Origin of the sequence: Nonomuraea sp. NPDC049158, from assembly GCF_040648335.1 — a bacterium.
Classification (GTDB): domain Bacteria; phylum Actinomycetota; class Actinomycetes; order Streptosporangiales; family Streptosporangiaceae; genus Nonomuraea.
In genome coordinates, this window is sequence record NZ_JBEZDM010000029.1 from 67,077 (window position 1) to 83,263 (window position 16,187).

Here is a 16,187-nt window from a genome sequence, read left to right on the forward strand (position 1 = left end):
CTGCTTCCGGCATGTGAGGCTGACCACGAGAGAGTGAAGCGCACGACATGAACGACCACGTCACCGACCCCGCGACCAAAGCCTTCGTCGCCCACCGAGACCTGCTGTTCACCGTCGCCTACGAGATGCTCGGATCGGCGGCGGACGCCGAGGACGTCCTCCAGGAGGCCTGGCTGCGGTGGGCGAAGGTCGACCTGGCGCAGGTGCGGGACCAGCGCGCATACCTGGTACGGATCACGACCCGGCAAGCACTCAACCGGCTACGGACCCTCCAACGGCGCAAAGAGGCCTATGTCGGCCCCTGGCTGCCCGAGCCCCTGCTCACCGCGCCGGACGTGGCCGAGGACGTCGAACTGGCCGAGAACCTGTCGCTGGCACTCATGTTCATCCTGGAAACCCTCTCACCGACCGAACGCGCCGTCTTCGTGCTGCGCGAGGTCTTCGACATCGGCTACGACGACATCGCGGCCGCGATCGGCAAGAGTCCCGCCGCCGCACGCCAGATCGCCTACCGCGCACGCCGGCACGTCGACGCCCGCCGGCCGTCCACACCGGTTTCCCCGGAAGAAACCCGGGCGGCGCTGAATTCGTTCCAGTCCGCGCTCGTGACCGGGGACCTGCGGGGGCTGCTTGACGTACTCGCCCCGGATGTTGTCTTCGTCAGCGACGGCGGCGGCCTCAAGCTGGCGGCTCTGCGGCCGGTCGTCGGCGCGGACAAGGTGCTCAGTTACATGGCCGGCAGCCTCGGCAAGGCCGGCGGCACCTTCACCAGTGAGCCCACGACGGTCAACGGCAACCCCGGACTCATCCTGCGGCTGGACGACGTGATCGACGGCGTGCTGGCCTTCCGCGTGGACAACGCCCGCGTCACGGGCCTCTACTACGTCCGCAACCCCGAAAAACTCACCCGCGTCGAGTCCGAAACCCCCCTCACCTCCCGCTGACCCTCCGCCGACGCGGCAGAAGATACCCATCACGATCAGCCGGACGACCAGCACGAGCACCCCGCCCCCGGCTTACAACAGCCCCACTGACCAGCGCTTTTTATGGGAGCCCAGGCAAGTGCCACCTGCCGAAGGGGCGAGGAGAGTCTTCCCCCTCCCACCGGCCGCTCCCCCTAGAGGAAGTAAGAGCAGACGCATGTCCCACACCCACCGCAACGCTGTCATCCCCGAGCGAGTCGTGAACCTGGACGAGGCCCGACACCGGCATGGTGCGATGGCCGACCACGCGGCCCAGATGGTCATGGCCGGAGACCCGCTTGCCGACGCCGTGATCGCCGAACTCGACCAACTGGGCAAGGAAGGCCGTCACATCCTCAACCGGGGACTCACCGACGGTCTTGCCAGCCTGGGCGAACAGCCGCCCAGCGCCATCGAGGCACTGCTGCGGCAGTTGGAGACGGTGCCTTCCTGGGTCGATCCCGCACAGATCGACCGTGGTGAGGTCGCCCTGCTGTCGGTGCCCCAGCCGTGGTTCGAGATCTGCGCGATCAGCAGCGCCCTGGTGCACACCTATGCCTCGCCCGCCATCGCCCGGCTGCTGGCGCAGACGGGACAGCTGACGAAGATGGCTTCCCGCCGACTCGTCGAGACCGGGATGTGGGGGCGTCAGAGCACGCTGCCCGGAGGTCTTCACCGAGGAGCTTCCGGCTATATCAGCACCGCGCAGGTCCGACTGCTGCATGCGCGGATACGAGCCACCGCTCTCCAGCACGGCTGGGACACGGCCGTCTGGGGCCTTCCCATCGGGCAGACCGACATGGCCCGTACATGGCTGGACTTCACGCTCACCCCCTTCACGGCTCTCGCGGCAGTCGGTATCGAGCTGAGTGCCGAAGAACAGAAGAGCTTGTACCGGTATTGGTCCTACACCGCCTATCTGCTCGGGATCGATGAACGCTTCTACCAGGGCGTCACGGACCACGCTGGCGCTCGTCGTCTGCAGAACCTGCTGGACATGACGAACGCTGAGCCGGACGACAACTCACGTGCGCTGACCGCGGCCATGGTCAGCGCCACGGCCGGCGCCATGGCCTGTGCGCCCAACCCCCTGATGGCCGAGGACCGGCTCCGCGACCTCCTCCACGGCCTGCTGCGGCGTGCCTTCGGCAGCGAACTCTCCGACCACCTGGGCATCCCTGAATCGGACGCCACTCCGCTGCTGCCTCTGATCGCTCTCCTCAACAGCCAGGCCAGGCGCTGGCAGACCTTCACGGCTGACTCCGCCGAGACGGCCCGCCGCGAGAACGCGCAAAGTCCCGGCCCCGATGAAGCCTTCCGCCTTCCCGGCGGCACCTTTTACGAGCAGAACATCGCCGTGCCCACCACGGCATGAACGATCCTCGCGCGATCTGCCCGCACCGAGTGCTCAGATCCGCTCCACGCGCCTCAACATGCTCGCTCCGCGGGGCCCGGCCCGCTCGGAGTGCGAGTCCCGGCCGGGCCGCCCGCACGTCCTCAGCGGCGCGTCAGGAGGTGGTTCACATCGGATCGCACAGCGGTACGGTGCTGTAATCCTCGCCCGTCACCGGCCGGATGTCCTGCCAGCGCACCCACCGGGCCTGGCCCATGTGCTCGGTGCCGTCGTCGGTGTTCAGCGTCTGCGGGGGCCATAGCAGGAATCCCCACCGCTCTCCCTCCGTATCGCCCCAAGCCAGCAGATAACGCGCCTCGCCGCCGCAGTCGGTGGTCGAGAACGTCGTCGCGGCATGTTCGACGATCGGTGGCCGCCACAACCCTGGTAGGCCTTTCATGTCGAGATGCATTGGTCCATTATACGAACTGGTATTCGATATCGCTAGGCGAACGCGCCCTTTCCCGGGCCCATCTGGGCGAACGCGGTGGGTACTTGGACGGCCAGACTCCGCTGGACCTGCGTGGCCGACCTGCGTGTGCGTGTGTGGGCGTGCGGGCACGGTGGGAGTGCGGCGTGTGGGCGGCGGGGGCGGCTGGGCCTGCGCTGTGAACGCGCCCGGATGGGCGTGGGCGTGCGGAGGGGGTGTTCGGCGGGCTTGTGCGGGGGCGTGCCGCTGGCCCCGCGGCGGTGCGCGCGAAGGGCTATGGGGTCGCGTAAGGCCTACGATTGCCGGAGGTGTGCGGCGGGATCCGCGTGAGGGACCTGTACGGCAGGACCACGGGCCTGGAGGCGTGCGGAAAGGGCCGCCCTACTGGCGGTCCTCGGCCTGGCGGGCGGGTGGCGGGGTGCCGTGCGTGCCCGGACAAAGCCCGTCCTCATGCTCCCGTACGGAGGTTCACCGTGCCGCCGTACGCGAGCACCAAGACGAAAAAGCGGGACGCGCCCGTCACATGGCGCGCCCCGAAAAACAGGAGCGGTCAGAAGGACTCGACGGCGCGGCGGGCCTCCGCGTCGAGGACGCCCCAGCTGATGAGCTCCTCCGTCAGCTCGCTCGGCGACTTGTCGTAGATCACGGCCAGGGAACGCAGGTCCTCCTGGCGGATCGACAGGACCTTCCCGTTGTAGTCGCCACGCTGGCTCTGGATGGTGGCCGCGTAACGGGCGAGTGCCCCGGCCTTCTCCTTCGGCAGCGTCGCAAGACGTTCCAGGTCGATGACAAGCTTCGGTGTCGGGCCGAGCGGGCTCGGCGCGGCACCGCCGGGCAGCAGCTCGGAGACGGGCACCCCGTAGAAGTCGGCAAGCTCGGCAAGTTTCTGAACCGTTACAGCACGGTCGCCACGCTCGTACGAGCCCACGACCACGGCTTTCCACCTGCCACGCGACTTCTCTTCGACTCCGTGCAGGGACAGGCCCTGCTGGGTGCGGATGGCGCGGAGTCGTGCACCCAGCGACTTTGCGTACTCAGACGGCATCGTGTGGCCCCCCGGCTCTCGTATGTAGCGCTCTCAGTAGATTGTGCTCCCTTGCGACGAATGCCCCGGCCACCGGGGGGTGTGTGCCTTGTTAGGCACCATCGGTAGCCATGGCTCTGGGTTTACCCCATAACGCCGCGCAGTGTGGTTACGCACAGTGACGGTAAAGGGGCGGACGCCGAAGGTCAAGCTGATTGGAAAAAAGATGCCGAATCCGATCCGGGATGGAACGACTTAATAGCCCCTCTTGTCCCATGAGTAACAATACTTCGTCACTGTTTGTCCGGTGACATGCATGGTGGAAATCGCCGCTAAACCCATGTCAGTGATCGCGTAGAGGCCGAGGTGGGAGGCACTGAGAAGGGCTGGGGAGGGCCATCCAGGAGCGCGGGGACGGTCGGAGGAGCCGGCGGTGGGCGGGCCGTGTGGCGCTGGGTTCAGTGTTGACGGGTTAGGATCATGACCGGACACGTGGCCGCACGGACGATTTTGAGCGACGTGTCCCCGAGGAACACCCGCCGCAACGGCCCCGCGTTGCTGGAGGCGCAGATGAGCAGTTCGCCCGGCGACCACGACGTCTGGCCCATGGCCTGTGCCACATCGCGGCCCTCCAGGATCTCGAACTCCGCCCGGATGTGCCGTTGCTGCCCGCTGGCCGCCTCCTGCAGGTCGTTCGCCACCTGGTCGCGCAGCCGCGTGAGCATGTCCTCCTCGATCTTGGCGCGGCGGGCGCCGCGGATCAGCAGGGTGACCAGCCGCAGCGGCACGTCGAGGATGACCGCGGCCTGGGCGGCGTCGCGCACCGCGGCGTCGGCGCAGGGGCCGCGGCGGTAGGCGACGGTGATCCGCTCGACGGCCACGGGCAGCGCGTCCGCGTAGCCGCGCGGGGCCAGCATGACCGGCACCGTCGAGGAGTGCAGCAGCTGGTCGGCGGTGCTGCCGACGGAGATGCGGCCCCTGCCGCCGCCCGGCGCGGAGCCGATCACGACGACGTCGGCCGCGCGTTTGCGGGCCAGGTCCACCAGCCCGCGCCCGCTGCCTTTGTTGGTGTGGACGACGTAGTCGGCCTTGTCGCCGGTGAGCGCCCGGGCCTGCCCGAGCGTGGCCTGCGCCTGTTCCTGCAGATACGTGCGCCACTCGGTCAGGTCGGCGCGCGCGGGCCCCGGGGTGGTCCACACGGGCGGCTGCACGTACGCCACCGTCAGCTGCCCCTTGACCTGCCCGGCCAGGAGCACGGCCAGCGCCAGCGCGTCACGTCCTCTCGGCTCGGGGATGAATCCGGCCAGTACGTTTTCGAGCTTCATCGGGGCACCTCGGTGTTCAACCGCGAGTGGCGATAGCCGTACAGGAAGTAACAGATCAGGCCCACCAGCATCCAGAGGCCGAACGCCTGCCAGGTGACGCCGGCCAGACCGGCCATCACGATGACGCAGAAGATCGTGCCGAGGATCGGCGTGGCGGGGAAGAACGGCGTGCGGAAGCTGCGCGGCAGCTCGGGGCTGCGGTAGCGGAGCACGAGCACGCCGATGTTGACGATGGCGAAGGCGAACAGCGTCCCGATGCTCGTGGCCTCGGCGAGCTGGCCCAGCGGCACCAGCCCGGCCAGTACGGAGATGAACGCCGCCACGATGAGCGTGTTGGCGACGGGCACCTGGTGGCGCGGGTTCACCTTCTGGAAGATGTGCGGGATGAGCCCGTCGCGGGACATGGCGAACAGGATGCGGGTCTGGCCGTAGATGACGGTCAGGACGACGCTCGCGATGGCCACGACGGCGCCGAAGGAGACGATCAGGCCCGGCCAGGTGGCGCCGGTGGCGAGGTTCACGATGTAGGAGAGGCTGGCTTCGGTGCGCTCCGGGTCGAAGTCGGTCCACGGCATGGCGCCGATCGCGGCCACGGCCACCAGGACGTAGACGACCGTGACGATGGCCAGCGACAGGATGATCGCCAGGGGCAGGTCGCGCTTGGGGTTCTTGGCCTCCTCGCCGGCGGTGGAGGCGGCGTCGAAGCCGATGTAGGAGAAGAACACCTGCGAGGCGGCGGCCGTGACGCCCGCGACGCCCATGGGCGCGAACGGCGAGAAGTGCCCGGCCCTGAACGCGCTGAAGGCCACCACGCAGAAGAAGACCAGCACGGCGACCTTGATGAGCACGAACACGGCGTTGGCCGTGGCGCTCTCCGACGCCCCGCGCAGCAGCAGCCAGGTGGCCAGCAGCACGATGAGGATCGCGGTGACGTTGACCACGCCGCCGTCCTGGCCGGGGGAGTGGGTGATCGACGCGGGCAGCTCCCAGCCGAACAGGCCCTTCAGGAAGGAGTTGAGGTATTCGCCCCAGCCGACGGACACCGCCGCGACCGACACCGCGTACTCCAGCATGAGGCACCAGCCGCAGATCCAGGCGACGATCTCGCCCAGCGTCGCGTACGCGTAGGAGTAGGACGAGCCGGACACCGGGATCGTGCCGGCCAGCTCCGCGTACGACAGCGCGGAGAACAGCGCCGTGATCGCGGCCAGCACGAAGGCCAGCACGACGGCGGGACCCGCCTTCGGCACGGCCTGGCCGAGGATGACGAAGATGCCGGTGCCGAGCGTGGCGCCGACGCTGAACAGCGTGAGCTGCCACAGCGACATCGTGCGGCGCAGCTCACCGCCCTCGCCGTGGCCGCCTTCGGCCACGATCTGGTCGGTGGGCTTGATGCGGAAGAGCCGTTGGGCGAGTGCCATCGAAACCTCCTAGAGCCCTAAAGCGTGCTGGTCAGCGGCCAGCGGGCGTTCGGCGTGACGATCGTGCCCGCGGTGCCTTCCAGGATCTGCTCCGCCTGCCCGAGCTCGCCGATGGCCGCCATGTCGCCGGTGGTCTCCACGAAACGGCAGACCGCTTCCACTTTCGGCCCCATGGAGCCCGCTGGGAAGTCGAGGGCGCGAAGTTCGTGCGGGGTGGTGTTCGCGAGCTCGCTCTGGTGGGGCGTGCCGAAGTCCTTCAGTACGCGCGGCACGTCGGTCAGGATGAGGAAGGCGTCACATTCGAGCGCCTCGGCCAGCATCGACGCCGTGGAGTCCTTGTCGATGACCGCCTCGACACCGGACAGGCGGCCGTGCTCGTCGCGGATGACCGGGATGCCGCCGCCGCCCGCGCAGATCACCACGACCCCCTCGCGGACCATCTTGCTGATCAGCCGTGTCTCCACGACGCGCTGCGGGGTGGGAGAGGGGACGACGCGCCGCCAGTCGTGGCCGTCGGCGGCGACCGTCCAGCCGTACTCCTTGGCCAGCTTCATGGCCTCGTCCTGGTCGTAGACCGGGCCGACGAACTTGGTCGGGTTGTCGAAGGCCGGATCGACCGCCGACACGAGCGTCTGGGTGACCATGGCCAGGACCTGCCGGCCGGGCAGCGCGTTCTGCAGGGCCTGCAGCATCCAGTAGCCGATCATGCCCTGCGTCTCGGCGCCGAGCGTGTCGAACGGGTAGGGCCTGGTCAGGCGGGGGTCGTTGGCGCTCTCCAGCGCCAGCAGGCCCACCTGCGGCCCATTGCCGTGGGTGATGATCAGCTCGTGCTTCTCCGCGAGCTTGGCCAGCGTCTTGGCCGCGTTGGTGACGTTGGCGATCTGCGGCTCCACGTCCGCCCGCTGGCTGCGCCGGAGCACCGCGTTGCCCCCCAGGGCGACGATGACCCTCATCTCTCAGATGCCGTCCCGCTCGAGGGGGCAGCTCATGCAGCGCGGCCCGCCGCGCCCCCTGCCGAGCTCGCTGCCCCGGATCGTGATGACCTCGATGCCGTTGTCGCGCAGGAAGTTGTTGGTCGTGGTGTTGCGCTCGTAGGCGACGACCACGCCCGGCTCGATGGCCAGCGCGTTGCAGCCGTCGTCCCACTGCTCCCGTTCGGCGGCGTAGACGTCCTGCGTCGGGATGAGGACCTTGATGTCGTCCAGGTCCAGGGCCCGCGCCATGGCCCGGTGCATGTCCTCCGGCGGGTGGTCGGTGACCTTGAGCTCCTTCTCGGTGTCGCCCGGCTCGATGGTGTACGAGGGCAGCATGCCCAGCCCCGCGTACTTGGTGAACACGCCCACGTCCACCATCGTCATCACGGTGTCGAGGTGCATGAACGCGCGGGCCTTCGGCATGTTCAGCGCGATGATCTTCCGCGCGGAGCCGGCCTGGAACAGCCGCTGCGCGAGCATCTCGATGGCCTGCGGCTGGGTGCGCTCGCTCATCCCGATCAGCACCACGCCGCGCCCGAGGACCAGCACGTCGCCGCCCTCCAGCGTGGCCGGGGCGATCGACTGGCCGGGCAGCCACACGTTGTAGCCGCCCTTCTGCGGACGGCCGAACCCGTCGGCGAAGGTCGGGTGGAACTCGTAGACGGCCTCCATGTTCACCGTCTCGCGCATGCGCGCCTTCTTCTTCATCGCGTTGATCGAGACGCCGTCGAACACCCAGCAGGAGGTGTCGCGGGTGAACAGGTGGTTCGGCAGGGGCGGCAGGATGAAGTCGTCGTCGCCGGCCGCGTGGTAGGACATCGACTTCGGATCGCAGCCCGCCGCGACCATCTCGCGTTTGGTGATGCCGCCTGTCAGGTACACCTGCAGGGTCTTGGAGTCCATCGTGTCGAGGGTGTTGCGGATGTCGTCGACGGCCAGCGGGCCCATGAAGCGCTCGTCGAGGATCCCGTCGAGGATGTGCTTGCGCGCTTCGGGGATCTCGATCGTCTCCCTGAGCAGGTCCGCCAGCATGTGGACCTTGACGCCGCGCTCCCGCAGCACCTGCTGGAACTCCTCGTGCTCCTCCATCGCGCGCTGCACCCACAGCACGTCGTCGAAGAGGAACGCGTCCTTGTTGGTCGGGGTGAGCCGCTTGAGCGCCAGGTCGGGCTTGTGCAGCAGCACCTGGTAGAGCTTGCCCACCTCGGAGTCGACATGGAAGGTCATTGTCCCTGTATCCCCTCGAAGCAGGCGGACGTCAACGCGCTGGCACCGCCCGCGGTGCCCGTCACGTGCCCCGTGCGGACGGTTCCGACACGGAAGGGGCGGGGAAATTACCCAACCGTGGTCAGCCATGGGGAGTAGGTGGCAAGAGTTCTGGCTGGTAGCCCCTGGTACTGTGTGTCACGACCAACACCCTTTTAAGACCCGTCCCGTGAGGCGGGAAAGGTGGTGAGTTCTGCCGTGTCCGAATCCCCAACGTCCGACCAGACGCCCCTCTCAAGGGCCGTCCTGGAGGGCCCGGACATCCACCGGGCGCTGACCCGGATCGCACACGAGATCCTCGAACGAACCAAGGGCGCCGACGGCGTCGTCCTCCTCGGCATCCCGACCCGCGGCGTCACTCTGGCCCGCCGGCTGGGTGACCGCATCGAACGCTTCGAAGGCGTCAAGATCCCCGTCGGCTCGGTCGACATCACGATGTACCGCGACGACCTCCGGCTCCGGCCCGCCCGGCCGCTCGGCCACACCGAGCTGCCGCCCGACGGCATCGACGGCAGGATCGTGGTGCTGGTGGACGACGTCCTGTACTCCGGCCGCACCGTCCGCGCGGCGCTCGACGCGCTCAACGACCTCGGCCGCCCGACCGCCGTACAGCTGGCCACGCTGGTCGACCGGGGCCATCGCGAGCTGCCCATCCGCGCCGACTACGTAGGCAAGAACCTGCCGACCGCCAAGAGCGAGAAGGTGAAGGTCTACCTGGAGGAGACCGACGGGCGCGACGCCGTGCTGCTGATGAAGGAGGAGGCCAAGTGAACCGCCATCTCATCTCCGCGGGCGACCTCAGCAAGGACGACGCCCTGCTCATCCTCGACACGGCCGAGGAGCTGGCGAGGGTCTCGGAACGTTCCATCAAGAAGCTGCCGACGCTGCGCGGCCGTACGGTGGTCAACCTGTTCTTCGAGGACTCCACCCGCACCCGCATCTCCTTCGAGGCGGCGGCCAAGCGGCTGTCGGCCGACGTCATCAACTTCTCCGCCAAGGGCTCCAGCGTCTCCAAGGGCGAGTCGCTGAAGGACACGGCGCTGACGCTGGAGGCGATGGGCGCCGACGCGGTCGTCATCCGCCACGGCGCCTCCGGCGCGCCGCACCGCCTGGCCAACTGGGTGCACGGCAGCGTCGTCAACGCCGGCGACGGCACCCACGAGCACCCCACGCAGGCGCTGCTCGACGCCTTCTCCATGCGCCGCCGTCTGGGCGGTCTGGACGGCCGCAAGGTCACGATCGTCGGCGACGTCCTGCACAGCAGGGTCGCCCGCTCCAACGTGCTGCTCCTGGCCACGCTCGGCGCCGACGTCACGCTGGTGGCGCCGCCCACGCTGCTGCCGGTCTCGATCGACACCTGGCCGTGCGCGGTCTCCTACGACCTCGACGCGGTGCTGCCCAAGTCCGACGTGGTGATGATGCTGCGGGTGCAGAAAGAGCGGATGAACGCCGCCTACTTCCCGAGCGAGCGCGAATACTCCCGCCGCTACGGCCTCGACCGCGACCGGTTCGCCAAGATGCCCGACGAGGCCATCGTGATGCACCCCGGCCCGATGAACCGGGGCATGGAGATCGCCGCCGAGGTGGCCGACTCGCCGCGCTCGACCATCGTCGAGCAGGTCGCCAACGGTGTGACCATCCGCATGGCCGTCCTGTACCTGCTGCTCGGGGGAGAGACTTCGTGATCATTCGCAACGTACGGATCGTCGGCGGCGAGCCCGTCGACATCCGGATCGAGGACGGGGTGATCGCCGAGATCGCCCCGCGGATCGAGGGGGAGGCGGCGATCGACGGCGGCGGCGCGATCGTGCTGCCCGGCCTCGTCGACCTGCACACCCACCTGCGCGAGCCCGGCCGCGAGGACGCCGAGACCGTGCAGACCGGCACTCAGTCGGCCGCCCGCGGCGGCTACACCGCCGTGCACGCCATGGCCAACACCTCGCCCGTCGCCGACACCGCCGGCGTGGTCGAGCAGGTCTGGCGGCTGGGCCGGGAGTTCGCCCACTGCGACGTCCAGCCGGTCGGCGCGGTCACCGTCGGCCTGGAGGGCAGGCAGCTGGCCGAGCTCGGCGCGATGGCCGACTCCGCCGCCCGGGTCCGCGTCTTCTCCGACGACGGCAGGTGCGTCGACGACGCCGTGCTGATGCGCCGCGCCCTGGAGTACGTCAAGGCGTTCGACGGCGTGATCGCCCAGCACGCCCAGGAGCCCAGGCTGACCGGCGGCGCCCAGATGAACGAGGGCGTCGTCTCCGGCCGGCTCGGCCTGACCGGCTGGCCGGCGGTCGCCGAGGAGGCGATCATCGCCCGCGACTGCCTGCTGGCCGCGCACGTCGGCTCCCGGCTGCACGTCTGCCACGTCTCCACGGCCGGCTCGGTGGAGATCCTGCGCTGGGCCAAGTCCAAGGGCTGGAACATCACCGCCGAGGTCACCCCGCACCACCTGCTGCTCACCGACGACCTCGTCGAGGACTCGCCGGTCGGCGCCTACAACCCCATCTACAAGGTCAACCCGCCGCTGCGCACCCGCGCCGACGTCGAGGCGCTGCGCGCCGCGCTGGCCGACGGCACGATCGACATCGTCGCCACCGACCACGCGCCCCATCCGGTCGAGGACAAGGAGACCGAGTGGTCGGCCGCGGCCATGGGCATGGTCGGTCTGGAGACCGCGCTCAGCGTGGTGCAGGAGGCCATGGTCGACACCGGGCTGCTCGACTGGGCGGGCGTCGCCGAGCGCATGTCGATCGTGCCCGCGCGTATCGGCCGCCTTTCGGGGCACGGGCAACCGATCGAGGTGGGCGTACCGGCCAACCTCACGTTGTACGACCCGTCCGTCCGAACCAAGGTGGATCCGTCCGCCTTCGCGTCGAAGAGCCGCAACACGCCGTACGAGTGCATGACGCTCCCCGGCCGGGTCGTGGCGACCTTCCTGCGCGGCAAGCCGACAGTACTTGAAGGGAAGCTGGTGTGACTTCTGCGCTGCTCGTTCTGGAGGACGGTCGCGTCTTCCACGGAACCCCGTATGGCGCCGCGGGCGAGACGTTCGGCGAGATGGTCTTCAACACCGGCATGACCGGCTACCAGGAGACCCTCACCGACCCGTCCTATCACCGGCAGATCGTCGCGATGACGGCCCCGCACATCGGCAACACCGGCGTCAACGACGAGGACCCCGAGTCGGGCCGCGTCTGGGTCGCCGGCTACGTCGTACGCGAGCCGTCCCGCGTGGTCTCCAACTGGCGGGCCAACCGCTCGCTGGAGGACTACCTCAAGGAACAGGGCGTCGTCGGCATCGCCATGCCCGGCACCCGCGCGCTCACCCGCCACCTGCGCGAGCGCGGCGCCATGCGCGCCGGGATCTTCACCGATCCGTCCGCGCCGGTCGAGGAGCTCGTCCAGCGCGTACGCCGGGCACCGGCCATGAAGGGCGCGAGCCTGGCCGCCGAGGTGGCCACGGCCGAGCCGTACGTCGTGCCCGCCATCGGCGCGAAGCGGTTCACGGTCGCCGCCGTGGACCTGGGCATCAAGGGCATGACGCCGCACCGGATGGCCGAGCGCGGCTGCGAGGTGCACGTGCTGCCGGCCACCGCCACGTTCGAGCAGATCATGGCGGTGAAGCCGGACGGGGTGTTCTTCTCCAACGGCCCCGGCGACCCGGCCACCGCGGACGTCTCCGCGCTGCGCGGGGTGCTGGAGGCGAAGGTGCCCTTCTTCGGGATCTGCTTCGGCAACCAGCTGTTCGGCCGGGCCCTGGGCCTGTCCACGTACAAGCTGCGCTACGGCCACCGGGGGGTGAACCAGCCGGTCCAGGACGTACGGACCGGCAAGGTAGAGATCTCCGCCCACAACCACGGCTTCGCGGTCGAGGCGCCGCTCGGCGAGCCGTTCGACACCCCCTACGGCCGGGCCGAGGTCAGCCACGTCAACCTCAACGACCGCTGCGTGGAAGGGCTGCGCCTGCTCGACGGGCGCGCCTTCAGCGTGCAGTACCACCCGGAGGCCGCCGCAGGTCCCCACGATGCCGCCTACCTTTTCGACGAGTTCTGTGAGGTCATGAACCGTGCCCAAGCGTGATGACATCAGGTCCGTCCTGGTGATCGGCTCGGGGCCGATCGTGATCGGTCAGGCGTGCGAGTTCGACTACTCCGGCACCCAGGCCTGCCGCGTGCTGCGCGACGAGGGGTTCCGTGTGATCCTCGTCAACAGCAACCCGGCGACGATCATGACCGACCCCGAGTTCGCCGACGCCACCTACGTCGAGCCGATCACCCCCGAGTACGTCGAGAAGATCATCGCCAAGGAGCGCCCCGACGCGCTGCTGCCGACCCTGGGCGGCCAGACCGCCCTCAACACCGCCGTCGCGCTGCACGAGTCGGGCGCGCTGGAGCGCTACGACGTCGAGCTGATCGGCGCCGACTTCGACGCCATCCAGGCGGGCGAGAACCGCGAGCGGTTCAAGGAGATCGTCGCCAAGGTCGCCCGCGAGCACGGCCTGAACGCGGAGTCGGCCAACTCGGTCGTCTGCCACACGATGGACGAGTGCCTGGCCGCCGTCCCCGAGCTGGGCTACCCGCTGGTCGTGCGGCCCTCCTTCACGATGGGCGGCGTCGGGTCCGGGTTCGCCTACGACGAGTCCGACCTGCGGCGCATCGCAGGCGCCGGGCTGGACGCCTCGCCGACCACCGAGGTGCTCCTGGAGGAGTCGATCATCGGCTGGAAGGAGTACGAGCTCGAGGTCATGCGCGACAAGCATGACAACGTGGTCATCGTCTGCTCCATCGAGAACATCGACCCGATGGGCGTCCACACCGGTGACAGCGTCACCGTCGCCCCCGCGCTGACACTGACCGACCGCGAATACCAGAACATGCGTGACGTCGCGATCGCGGTCATCCGCGAGGTCGGCGTCGACACCGGCGGCTGCAACATCCAGTTCGCGGTCAACCCGGCGACCGGCCGCATGATCGTCATCGAGATGAACCCGCGCGTGTCCCGGTCGAGCGCACTGGCCTCGAAGGCCACCGGCTTCCCGATCGCCAAGATCGCCGCCAAGCTGGCCATCGGCTACACCCTCGACGAGATCCCCAACGACATCACCAAGGAGACCCCGGCCTCCTTCGAGCCCACGCTCGACTACATCGTGGTCAAGGTGCCGCGCTTCGCCTTCGAGAAGTTCAGGGGCGCCGACCAGACCCTCACCACGCACATGAAGTCGGTGGGCGAGGCCATGGCCATCGGCCGCTCCTTCCCCGAGGCGCTGCAGAAGGCGCTGCGCTCGCTGGAGAAGAAGGACTCCTCCTTCACCTGGACCGGCCCCCAGCGGCCGAAGGCCGAGCTCATCGAGGAGTCCCGCGTCCCGCACGACGGCCGGCTGCGCACCGTGCAGCAGGCCATCCGGGCCGGCGCCACCGCCGAGGAGCTCTTCGAGGCCACCCACATCGACCCCTGGTTCCTCGACCAGCTGTTCCTGCTGGACGAGGAGGCGCGGGCCCTCGGCGAGGCCACCGAGCTGACCGCCGAGGTGCTGGAGCGGGCCAAGCGCCACGGCTTCAGCGACGCGCAGATCGGCGAGATCCGCGGCATCGACGAGGCCCGCGTACGCGACCTGCGCCACGCGCTCGGCCTGCGGCCGGTCTACAACACGGTCGACACCTGCGCCGCCGAGTTCGCGGCCAAGACCCCCTACCTCTACTCGGCCTACGACGAGGAGAGCGAGGTCCCGTACGGCGAGCGGGAGAAGGTCATCATCCTCGGCTCCGGGCCGAACCGCATCGGCCAGGGCATCGAGTTCGACTACGCCTGCGTGCACGCCTCCTTCGAGCTGTCGCGGGCCGGGTTCGAGACCGTCATGGTCAACTGCAACCCGGAGACGGTCTCGACCGACTACGACACCTCCGACCGGCTCTACTTCGAGCCGCTCACGCTGGAGGACGTGCTGGAGGTCGTCCACGCCGAGCAGCAGACGGGCCCGGTCGCGGGCGTGATCGTGCAGCTCGGCGGGCAGACGCCGCTCGGCCTGGCGCAGGCGCTCAAGGACGCGGGCGTGCCCGTGGTCGGCACCTCGCCCGAGTCGATCCACCTGGCGGAGGAGCGCGGCGCGTTCGGCCGGGTGCTCGCCGAGGCGCAGCTGCCCGCGCCCAAGCACGGCACCGCGACGACCGTCGCCGAGGCGCTGGCCGTGGCCGAGGAGATCGGCTACCCGGTGCTCGTCCGGCCCTCGTACGTGCTCGGCGGGGCCGGCATGGCCATCGTCTACGACGACGCGACGCTGACCACCTACATGGCGGCCCAGGAGGGCGGCCATCCGGTGCTGGTCGACAAGTTCCTCGACGAGGCCATCGAGATCGACGTGGACGCCCTGTTCGACGGCGAGGAGCTCTACCTGGGCGGCGTCATGGAGCACATCGAGGAGGCCGGGATCCACTCCGGCGACTCGGCGTGCGCGCTGCCGCCGATCACGCTCGGCAGCAACGACATCAAGCGCATCCGCGCCGCCACCGAGGGCATCGCCCGCGGCGTCGGTGTCCGCGGGCTGCTGAACGTCCAGTACGCCATGTCGGCCGGCGTCCTGTACGTCCTGGAGGCCAACCCGCGCGCCAGCCGTACCGTGCCGTTCGTCTCCAAGGCCACGGCGGTGCCGCTGGCCAAGGCGGCGGCCCGCGTGATGCTGGGCGCCTCGATCGCCTCGCTGCGCGAGGAGGGCATGCTGCCCGCCACGGGCGACGGTGGCACCCTGCCGCTGGAGGCGTCGATCGCGGTGAAGGAGGCGGTGCTGCCGTTCAACCGCTTCCGCGGCGTCGACATCGTGCTCGGGCCCGAGATGCGCTCCACGGGCGAGGTCATGGGCATCGACGAGTCCTTCGGCGTCGCCTACGCCAAGTCGCAGGCGGCCGCGTACGGGGAGTTGCCCATCAAGGGCCGGGCGTTCGTGTCCGTGGCCAACCGGGACAAGCGTGCGATGATCTTCCCGGTACGGGCGCTCGCCGACCTCGGGTTCGAGATCCTGGCCACCGAGGGGACCGCTGAGGTGCTGCGCCGCAACGGTGTCCATGCCAAGATCGTGCGAAAGCAGAGCGAGGGGCCCGGAGCCGGAGGTGAGCCCACGAGTGTCCAGTACATCCTCGACGGCGAGATCGACCTGATCGTCAACACGCCGTTCGGCAGTCCGGGCCAGTCGGGCCCGCGGCTCGACGGCTACGACATCCGCACCGCCGCCGTGCTGCGCGGCATCCCGTGCATCACCACGGTCGCCGGCCTCGCCGCCGCGGCCGCGGGCATCCAGGCCATCGTGCGGGGCGACGTCGGCGTACGGTCCCTCCAGGAGCACGGGCGGGCGCTGCGGGCGGCAGGGGCGTAGGGCTCGATCGACGGCAGGCTCCCGCGGGAGGTGAAGAG

The 16,187-nt window shown here is 69.4% G+C and carries 13 protein-coding genes; 7 read left to right on the forward strand and 6 right to left on the reverse strand.

Annotation, left to right across the window (positions count from 1 at the left end):
- The first annotated feature begins 47 nt into the window (after positions 1-47).
- Together AB0B61_RS42300 and AB0B61_RS42305 are read left to right on the forward strand one after the other, a co-directional pair.
- The gene (locus tag AB0B61_RS42300; RefSeq protein WP_358444850.1) at positions 48-944 is read left to right on the forward strand and encodes an RNA polymerase sigma-70 factor; all 897 of its coding nucleotides are present in this window, start codon (positions 48-50) and stop codon (positions 942-944) included.
- 238 nt (positions 945-1,182) lie between these two features.
- Positions 1,183-2,337 carry an oxygenase MpaB family protein gene (locus tag AB0B61_RS42305; protein WP_358444853.1) on the forward strand — a complete coding sequence of 385 codons (1,155 nt, stop codon included), beginning with the start codon at positions 1,183-1,185 and terminating at the stop codon, positions 2,335-2,337.
- 145 nt (positions 2,338-2,482) lie between these two features.
- Here AB0B61_RS42305 and AB0B61_RS42310 read toward each other — a convergent pair whose 3' ends face one another.
- The 6 genes from AB0B61_RS42310 to AB0B61_RS42335 all read right to left on the reverse strand — a co-directional run bounded on the left by AB0B61_RS42310 (position 2,483) and on the right by AB0B61_RS42335 (position 8,756).
- The gene (locus tag AB0B61_RS42310) at positions 2,483-2,767 is read right to left on the reverse strand and encodes a hypothetical protein (RefSeq protein ID WP_358444856.1); all 285 of its coding nucleotides are present in this window, start codon (positions 2,765-2,767) and stop codon (positions 2,483-2,485) included.
- A 568-nt stretch (positions 2,768-3,335) separates the two neighbouring features.
- The gene (locus AB0B61_RS42315; RefSeq protein WP_026214021.1) at positions 3,336-3,830 is read right to left on the reverse strand and encodes a transcriptional regulator; all 495 of its coding nucleotides are present in this window, start codon (positions 3,828-3,830) and stop codon (positions 3,336-3,338) included.
- Positions 3,831-4,267: 437 nt separating this feature from the next.
- Entirely contained in the window at positions 4,268-5,134 is an 867-nt protein-coding gene (locus tag AB0B61_RS42320) for a universal stress protein (protein WP_358444859.1), read from the reverse strand.
- Positions 5,131-6,555: an amino acid permease gene (locus tag AB0B61_RS42325; RefSeq protein WP_358444862.1), complete on the reverse strand. Its 1,425-nt coding sequence runs from the start codon at positions 6,553-6,555 to the stop codon at positions 5,131-5,133. The genes AB0B61_RS42320 and AB0B61_RS42325 overlap by 4 nt, the downstream gene beginning before the upstream one ends.
- A 17-nt stretch (positions 6,556-6,572) precedes the next feature.
- Positions 6,573-7,508, reverse strand: a complete 936-nt coding sequence (gene arcC, locus AB0B61_RS42330) for a carbamate kinase (protein ID WP_358444864.1) — start codon at positions 7,506-7,508, stop codon at positions 6,573-6,575.
- A gap of 3 nt (positions 7,509-7,511) precedes the next feature.
- Positions 7,512-8,756, reverse strand: a complete 1,245-nt coding sequence (locus tag AB0B61_RS42335; protein ID WP_358444866.1) for an arginine deiminase — start codon at positions 8,754-8,756, stop codon at positions 7,512-7,514.
- Between the two features lie 237 nt (positions 8,757-8,993).
- On the opposite strand from AB0B61_RS42335, the gene pyrR reads away from it, so the two are divergent.
- From pyrR to carB, 5 genes are read left to right on the forward strand one after another with little or no spacing between them, the layout of a single operon-like run.
- Positions 8,994-9,566 carry a bifunctional pyr operon transcriptional regulator/uracil phosphoribosyltransferase PyrR gene (pyrR, locus tag AB0B61_RS42340; RefSeq protein ID WP_358444869.1) on the forward strand — a complete coding sequence of 191 codons (573 nt, stop codon included), beginning with the start codon at positions 8,994-8,996 and terminating at the stop codon, positions 9,564-9,566.
- The gene (locus tag AB0B61_RS42345; protein ID WP_358444872.1) at positions 9,563-10,480 is read left to right on the forward strand and encodes an aspartate carbamoyltransferase catalytic subunit; all 918 of its coding nucleotides are present in this window, start codon (positions 9,563-9,565) and stop codon (positions 10,478-10,480) included. The genes pyrR and AB0B61_RS42345 overlap by 4 nt, the downstream gene beginning before the upstream one ends.
- Positions 10,477-11,763 (forward strand): dihydroorotase, encoded by a 1,287-nt coding sequence (locus AB0B61_RS42350; RefSeq protein WP_358444875.1) that lies wholly within the window; start codon positions 10,477-10,479, stop codon positions 11,761-11,763. Before AB0B61_RS42345 ends, AB0B61_RS42350 begins: the two co-directional genes overlap by 4 nt.
- A complete protein-coding gene (gene carA, locus AB0B61_RS42355) occupies positions 11,760-12,866 on the forward strand; it encodes a glutamine-hydrolyzing carbamoyl-phosphate synthase small subunit (protein WP_358444878.1) in 1,107 nt (368 codons plus the stop codon). Before AB0B61_RS42350 ends, carA begins: the two co-directional genes overlap by 4 nt.
- Entirely contained in the window at positions 12,853-16,149 is a 3,297-nt protein-coding gene (gene carB, locus AB0B61_RS42360; protein ID WP_358444881.1) for a carbamoyl-phosphate synthase large subunit, read from the forward strand. Before carA ends, carB begins: the two co-directional genes overlap by 14 nt.
- Positions 16,150-16,187: the final 38 nt, after the last annotated feature.